The organism is Pseudomonas sp. PNPG3, assembly GCF_023093815.1.
Taxonomy (GTDB): domain Bacteria; phylum Pseudomonadota; class Gammaproteobacteria; order Pseudomonadales; family Pseudomonadaceae; genus Aquipseudomonas; species Aquipseudomonas asiatica.
In genome coordinates this window covers 47,456-53,887 of record NZ_JALLKV010000042.1, presented here as the reverse complement: position 1 = coordinate 53,887, position 6,432 = coordinate 47,456, and the positions used below count along the sequence as shown (strand labels likewise).

Genomic DNA, 6,432 nt, shown 5'->3' with positions numbered 1-6,432 from the left:
CTCATGGCCTCATCTTCTCAAGAGTTGAGGCCTCCACGAAACCCGGGGCGATTCACCTCCACACACCCGCGCTTCGCGAGGAAGGTCTCGAAGACGAGACTCCTGACGCGCCCGTTTGACCTGTTTGCCGTTCATTAATCTCTCATTTTCCAGCTTCATCTAAAACCCTATACCCCAGTTAGAGCTTTACAGTGTCAGCCTGTGGCCTGGGTGGCGACTTCCGAGGAGTCGCGCCCCTGAGGAAACGCGGGGGTACTCTATGGTGGTCATAATCACGGGCCACCGACCTCGTGATTCTTGGGTAAGCGTCGTATTTCTGCATTTACTTGAGCAGCGATAGTGACATTCTTTCGGGAGGCGTGGGCTGCCGCGGCGTGCGGGGCTGTATGAAAATGACTGCCTGCCTAGGCCGGAAAGTTGTTTTCTACTGGGAGAGCTCGCTTTCGAAGGGGCCAGCACCAGGGCAACGAAGGAAGATTTTCCAGGTGAAAGGGAGCCTTGGGCGCGAAGTCGATGGTAAAAACAAGGTGGAACTGGCCGGTAGATCTAGCACCTTTCGCCTCGATAGCCCCCACATCCTCTCCTAGCATCGGTTTTCTCACCTGTCATCTAACAGGTTGTCGTGCGGTCACCTCACCGACATCTCACGGCCAGTGAGCAGCTGAAACCCTCAGCAGAAATGGCTCACGCTCAGCTGATCGAGCTCACCAGACTGGCCTAGGTATCCGGATACCACGGCAGCCTAAAGAAAGCGATACGATGAATTTTTCTGCTAAACACGACCCGCTTAGCCAATGACGTTTTTTGGGCGGTCTCAGTTAGTGGTCTATTGGGAGGTCGGTCTTGCTAGCTGACGCTCGGAATGGAGCTGATCACCGGGTACTCCCGATTGACGTCTTCGTTACGTGTCAGGTCGCATGGATGAGGCGGCTTCTCGCGCCGACTAGCCACATGCGGCTAGAAGTTTCAGTACTGGTGCATTAGTACCGGTACTGAAACTGGAGGCCACGGATGACGTGGGATTGAGTGGGATTTAGTACCATCCTAGGGGAGATTATACTATGTCGGCATTCTCGCTGCGGTCGCCCAGCGAGGCCGCCCAGGTAACCTTCTGGGTAATCTCGGGGCGGTACACCCGCCACAGGTGGTCCAGTTCTTTCTTCAGCGCCTCATGGCCTTCCGTGGTGATGATATTGGTACTCAACAGCGCGCTCCTCAGCGGCGGGTAATCAGGCCTTGGCGCGCGATACGGGTGAGGTGGCCGATGATATCGGCGGCCTCGTCCGGCGCCGGGGCCTGGATCACGGCCAGGTCGAAACGGTCATTGCCATACTGCGCGAGGTGGCAGCCGGTGTCGGCGAACTGGATCAGAAAGGCACGCGCCTGGCCCTTGCGCCTGGACAGGCCTTCAAGGTGACGCAAAAGAGTGGGTTGATGCTGGCCGCCGAGCAGGATGCGCGGTGTGCGGGACGCCTGGCTGGCAGGCAAGGGGCTCAAACAGACACTGGTACGTGGGCAACTCATGGAGCTTCTCTCCGCCTCGCGAATCCCGCTGGGCAGCGGTGGGAGGCGTCACCGAACCAGCGCTTTAGCGGTATTTCGGATGACCCGGAGAGGGGCTTTCCTGCGCCCCGCAAGTAGCTGTTTAAATCGGCGCAGACGGTATGCTAGAGCTACAAGCGGCAAGATACAAGCCTCAAGCCGAAAGTGATCGGCCTGAGGCTTGTATCTTGGCATTTGCGGTGTATCAGCGGGCGATCAGGCGGTCCAGCGAGAAGCGGCCAGCGCCTTCGATCAGCACCGCAACGGTGCCAGCCAGCAGGGCCAGGCCGAACTCATAGCCGTTGTTGGACATGAACAGGCCGTTGCCGATGTGCACCGAGAGGATCGCCACCACCAGGGTCACCGCCAGCACCAGGGCCGCCGGGCGGGCCAGCAGGCCGATCACCAGGGCCAGGCCGCCGAAGAACTCGGCACTACCGGACAGCAGGGCCATCAGGTAACCCGGGGCCAGGCCGATGCTCTCCATCCACTGGCCGGTGCCTTCCAGGCCATAGCCGCCGAACATGCCGAACAGTTTCTGCGCACCATGCGCAATGAAGATGATGCCGACCAGGATACGGATGACGCTCAGGCCAGCGCCGGCGCGGGTGGAGAACAGAGCGTTGAGGGTAGCGTTGTTCTCGTCGAAGACTCCTTGAAGCGGGAAAGTTGTGTTGGGATGGGCGCCATCATAATCGATTCGATAGATATGAAAATCGCAAAAAACCCAACATAACAATCGACAATATCGATTTGTTAGCGTTTAGCCACACGCTCCAGCGCAGCACGTTCCCGATTGAACGCTACAAAGTACTTGTTGACGCTGTTGACGAAGTTGACTGGCCCCATGCCCACCTGCTCCATGGCAATGCGTTCGGTCTGGAAGAACCACTGGTCGCCATTCAGCCCGCGACGCCGCGCCTCCGCACGCATGGCCTGGACCCGCTCGGGCCCCAGGTTGTAGGCCGCCAGGACGAAGGCCATGCGCTCGCGCTCGTTGATCTTGGCGCTGGCAAAGAACTTGCGCCGGATCAGCGCCAGGTAACGGGCGCTGGCCTGGACATTGCCATCCACCGAGGCGGTGTTGCTCACCCCCACGCGCTGCGCCGCCGAAGGGGTGATCTGCATCAGGCCATGGGCCCCTCCGGTGCCGCGCGCTGCCGGGTTGAGCGTCGACTCCTTGAAGGCCAGCGCGGCCAGGTTGAGCCAGTCGATCTGCTGCGCCTCGCCGTGTTTCTGCAGCACCCCCCGCAGCGCGGTCAGACGCTGGCGATTCTTGCTGGCCAATGGGTCGTGCACCCGGTACTGGCGGCGGTAGATGCGCTCGAACGCGGCGTCCTGGTTGTCCGGCGCCCGGTAGCCCTGCAGAAAGCGATCGACTGTGGCCAGCAACTGCGGCGCATCGCGCCCCACATACCAACGCATGGCTTGCGGCGCCCCCAGTTTTACGCGGCTGTCCAGCCTCAGGCGCGGCATCACCCGGGCCCAGCGCCGGGCGATCGGCTGCTCGACCACGGTCAGGTGATAGATGCCGGCCTGGACCATTTCCAGCACATCCTCCACCGCCAAGGTCGAGTCGACCCACTCCACCTTGATCGGCGCGCGCTTGCGCAGCGCCAGCTGCTGGTTGACCTGCTGGATCAAAGGGCCGGCCGCGCTGGCGCTGGTCAGGGCCACGGTACGCCCGGACAACTGCTCGACATGGCTGAAACTGCGCTCGCCCTTGCGCCCCACCAGCAGCAGCGGCACCTGGTCGAGCACTGGTGCGCTGATGCTGACCCCGCGCACCACGGCGGGGTCGAGCAGCTCGCCCGGCGCGGCCAGGTCGCCCTCGCCACGGGCCAGTGCGCCCAGCAACTGCTCCTTGGCCCGCGGGATCAGCTTTAGCTGGATCTCCTGGCCATCGTCGGCGCGGGCATTGAGGTAATGCTCCAGGGCACGCAGGCGGTAGTATTCGATACCGACCGGCTCGCCCTTGACCTCACCGGAGCTGTTGCGGCTCTGGTTGACCAGCACCCGCAGCACCTGGCTGGTGCGAATCTGTTGCAGGTCACGGACCTTGGCAGGCGCGATGTTCTGCTGCGGCCCCGGCGCGCGCGCATGGGCAGGCCCGGTCAGGGTCAGCCCAAGCGTCAGCAGGAGAATAAGCCAGCATCGCTGCATGCGAAAACGTGTCCGTTGTCGGTGGGCGGCATCCGTGGGTTGTGCCGCCAAGAGAAATGACGGCAAAAGACCACGGCAACAGCATGAAGTTCTTGGCTTTTTCAGAAAAACAAGGTTTTTGCTATGCTGGCCGCCCCGCGGCACGAGGTAGCACCATGCAACTGATCGATATCGGCGTCAACCTGACCAACAGCAGTTTCCACGACCAGCAGGCGGCAATCGTCGAGCGCGCCCTTGAGGCCGGGGTCACGCAGATGGTGCTGACGGGCACCAGCCTGGCGGTCAGCGAACAGGCGCTGGAACTGTGCCAGCAACTGGATGCGAACGGCGCGCACCTGTTCGCCACGGCAGGCGTACACCCTCATGATGCCAAAACCTGGGATGCCGGCAGCGAGCGCCAGTTGCGCCAGTTGCTGAATGAAACACGCGTGCGCGCCGTGGGCGAATGCGGCCTGGACTTCAACCGCGACTTCTCCCCTCGCCCGCTGCAGGAAAAAGCCCTGGAGGCACAACTGGCACTGGCTGCCGAGCTGCGTCTGCCGGTGTTCCTGCACGAACGCGACGCCAGCGAACGCCTGCTGGCGATCCTCAAGGATTACCGCGACCACCTGGCCGGCGCAGTAGTGCACTGTTTTACCGGCGAGCGCGACGCGCTGTTCGCCTACCTGGACATGGACCTGCACATCGGCATTACCGGCTGGATCTGCGACGAACGCCGTGGCACCCACCTGCACCCGCTGGTGGGCAACATTGCCGAGGGGCGGCTGATGCTGGAGAGCGATGCGCCTTACCTGCTGCCGCGCAGCCTGCGGCCCAAGCCGAAGAACGGGCGCAACGAGCCGGCGTTCCTGCCAGAGGTATTGCGTGAAGTGGCACTGCACCGGGGTGAGTCAGCCGAACATACGGCGGCGCATACCACGGCAACGGCGCGAGCATTTTTCCAACTCCCCTGAACCCGACGCGTTCTCCTGTAGGAGCGGCCTTGTGTCGCGAAAGGGCCGCAACGCGGCCCCGGCAATCTATCCGCTGAAGCTGAAAACCTGGGGGCGCTTCGCACCCCTATCGCGACACAAGGCCGCTCCTACAAAAGCGCGGCAGAACTTGCGGCGGAATTTTCTTGATACACATCAAGAAAGGCCCTGGCTTGTGCAGGCACAATGATGGCACCTTGCCAATATTGTTCCCGCTCAACTCAGAGAAGACCTGCCCATGGGTGCCTGGCTTAGCAATGTTTCCCTGAAGTACAAGTTCTGGGCCGTCAACGCGGTGGCCTTTGTCACGACCTTGCTGCTGGTGCTCTATGCCGTGCACCTGGAGCAGCGCGCCCGCGCCGAGGCCGCGCAGGCCCAGGCGGCCGCGCAGGCGCAACTGCTTGCTGCCTGGCCGGCCGGCCAGCCGCTACCCCGCCCGGCCAATGTCATAAGCTGGTCGCCCGGGCAAACGCCCACCTTCGCGGGCGAACCCCTGGAGGCCCTGCGCAATGCCCAAGGCTGGGTCGAACTGCCTGCCGCCCGGCTCTTGGGCAACAACCCGCTACAGGGCGCGCAGGTACTGCGCAACGGTGATCAGCAGATGGCCGTGCTGGCCCATTCGCCAAGCCTGCGCCAGGTGTTCTTCGACCGATTCAGCAACTACGCGGTATGCGTACTGATCCTGATGCTGGCCATGCTCGGCGCCTCGCAGTTGCTGATCCGCTTCCTGCTCAGCCAGCTCAACACCCTCAAGGATGTGATGCTGCACGTGGAAAAGACCGGCGACCTGTCGGCCCGCGTACCGTTGGCCTGTGGTGACGAGGTCGGCCAGATGGCCGGGGCCTTCAATGCCATGCAGGCGACCTACCACCGCGTGGTCAGTACTGTCGCCCACACCGCTGCGCAACTGGACTCCGGTGCCGCGCGCCTGGCCGCGAGCATGAGCGACGTGCGCCACGGCATGCTCGGCCAGCAGAGCGAGACCGACCAGGCCGCTACCGCCATCAACGAAATGTCGGCAACGGTGCACCACATCGCCCAGCATGCCGGCGCCACCCGTGACCTGTCACAAACAGCCGACGCCCTGGCCGGTAGCGGCCAGGAGGTGGTCAGCCGGGTACAGGACTCGATCTCCGGGCTGTCCAGCGGCGTGCAGCAAACTGCCGAGATGATTCGTCAACTGGCCGAAGACAGTCAGAAGATCAATGGCGTGGTCAGTGTGATCCACAGCATCGCCGAGCAGACCAACCTGCTGGCGCTCAATGCCGCCATCGAAGCAGCGCGCGCCGGCGACCTGGGCCGCGGCTTTGCCGTGGTGGCCGATGAAGTGCGCAACCTGGCCAAGCGCGTACAAAACTCCACCGACGAGATCACCACCATGGTTTCGGCTCTGCAGTCGGGCACCCGGGATGCAGTGGAATTCATGCAGGAGAGCTCGTACAAGGCCGACGACTGCGTCCGCCAGGCCCAGGAGGCCGGCGAGGCACTGGCCGAAATTACCGGTGCCGTGGCGCAGATGCGCGAAAGCAACACCCAGATTGCCGTGGCAGCCGAGCAGCAAAGCCAGGTGGCCGAGGAAATGAACCGCGCCGTGGTGAGTATCCGCGATGTCACCGAACAGACCGTGCAACAGACCGTGGGCTCGGCAACCACCAGCAGCGAACTGGCAACCCTGGCCGGTGAACTGAACAAGGCCATTGGCCAGCTCAAGCTATAGTCACCATAGCCAGCCTCGATTGGCCCCCGCCTGGGGGGC

5 protein-coding genes and 1 pseudogene are annotated in these 6,432 nt (G+C 62.8%); 2 read left to right on the top strand and 4 right to left on the bottom strand.

Annotated features, from left to right (window positions below; genetic code table 11):
• Positions 1–1,063: 1,063 nt before the first annotated feature.
• From greB to MJ643_RS22525, 4 genes and pseudogenes are all read right to left on the bottom strand, one after another.
• A pseudogene (greB, locus tag MJ643_RS22540) lies at positions 1,064–1,204 on the bottom strand (transcription elongation factor GreB); the annotation flags it as partial.
• An 11-nt stretch (positions 1,205–1,215) separates the two neighbouring features.
• Positions 1,216–1,524: a hypothetical protein gene (locus tag MJ643_RS22535; protein ID WP_023661930.1), complete on the bottom strand. Its 309-nt coding sequence runs from the start codon at positions 1,522–1,524 to the stop codon at positions 1,216–1,218.
• 223 nt (positions 1,525–1,747) lie between these two features.
• The gene (locus MJ643_RS22530; protein ID WP_031324761.1) at positions 1,748–2,161 is read right to left on the bottom strand and encodes a DoxX family protein; all 414 of its coding nucleotides are present in this window, start codon (positions 2,159–2,161) and stop codon (positions 1,748–1,750) included.
• Positions 2,162–2,298: 137 nt separating this feature from the next.
• Positions 2,299–3,705, bottom strand: coding sequence for a transglycosylase SLT domain-containing protein (locus tag MJ643_RS22525; RefSeq protein ID WP_038409219.1), 1,407 nt, complete (start codon positions 3,703–3,705; stop codon positions 2,299–2,301).
• Between the two features lie 155 nt (positions 3,706–3,860).
• Here MJ643_RS22525 and MJ643_RS22520 point away from each other — a divergent pair, with 155 nt between their 5' ends.
• Positions 3,861–4,658, top strand: a complete 798-nt coding sequence (locus tag MJ643_RS22520; RefSeq protein WP_038409218.1) for a TatD family hydrolase — start codon at positions 3,861–3,863, stop codon at positions 4,656–4,658.
• Positions 4,659–4,914: 256 nt separating this feature from the next.
• Positions 4,915–6,393 carry a methyl-accepting chemotaxis protein gene (locus MJ643_RS22515; protein ID WP_038409216.1) on the top strand — a complete coding sequence of 493 codons (1,479 nt, stop codon included), beginning with the start codon at positions 4,915–4,917 and terminating at the stop codon, positions 6,391–6,393.
• The last annotated feature ends 39 nt before the right edge of the window (positions 6,394–6,432 follow it).

Excerpts from the sequence above, each read along its gene's own strand:
- MJ643_RS22525 (WP_038409219.1), bottom strand. The coding sequence starts at position 3,705 with ATGCAGCGATGCTGGCTTATTCTCCTGCTGACGCTTGGGCTGACCCTG.
- MJ643_RS22520 (WP_038409218.1), top strand. The coding sequence starts at position 3,861 with ATGCAACTGATCGATATCGGCGTCAACCTGACCAACAGCAGTTTCCAC.
- MJ643_RS22535 (WP_023661930.1), bottom strand. The coding sequence starts at position 1,524 with ATGAGTTGCCCACGTACCAGTGTCTGTTTGAGCCCCTTGCCTGCCAGC.
- MJ643_RS22515 (WP_038409216.1), top strand. The coding sequence starts at position 4,915 with ATGGGTGCCTGGCTTAGCAATGTTTCCCTGAAGTACAAGTTCTGGGCC.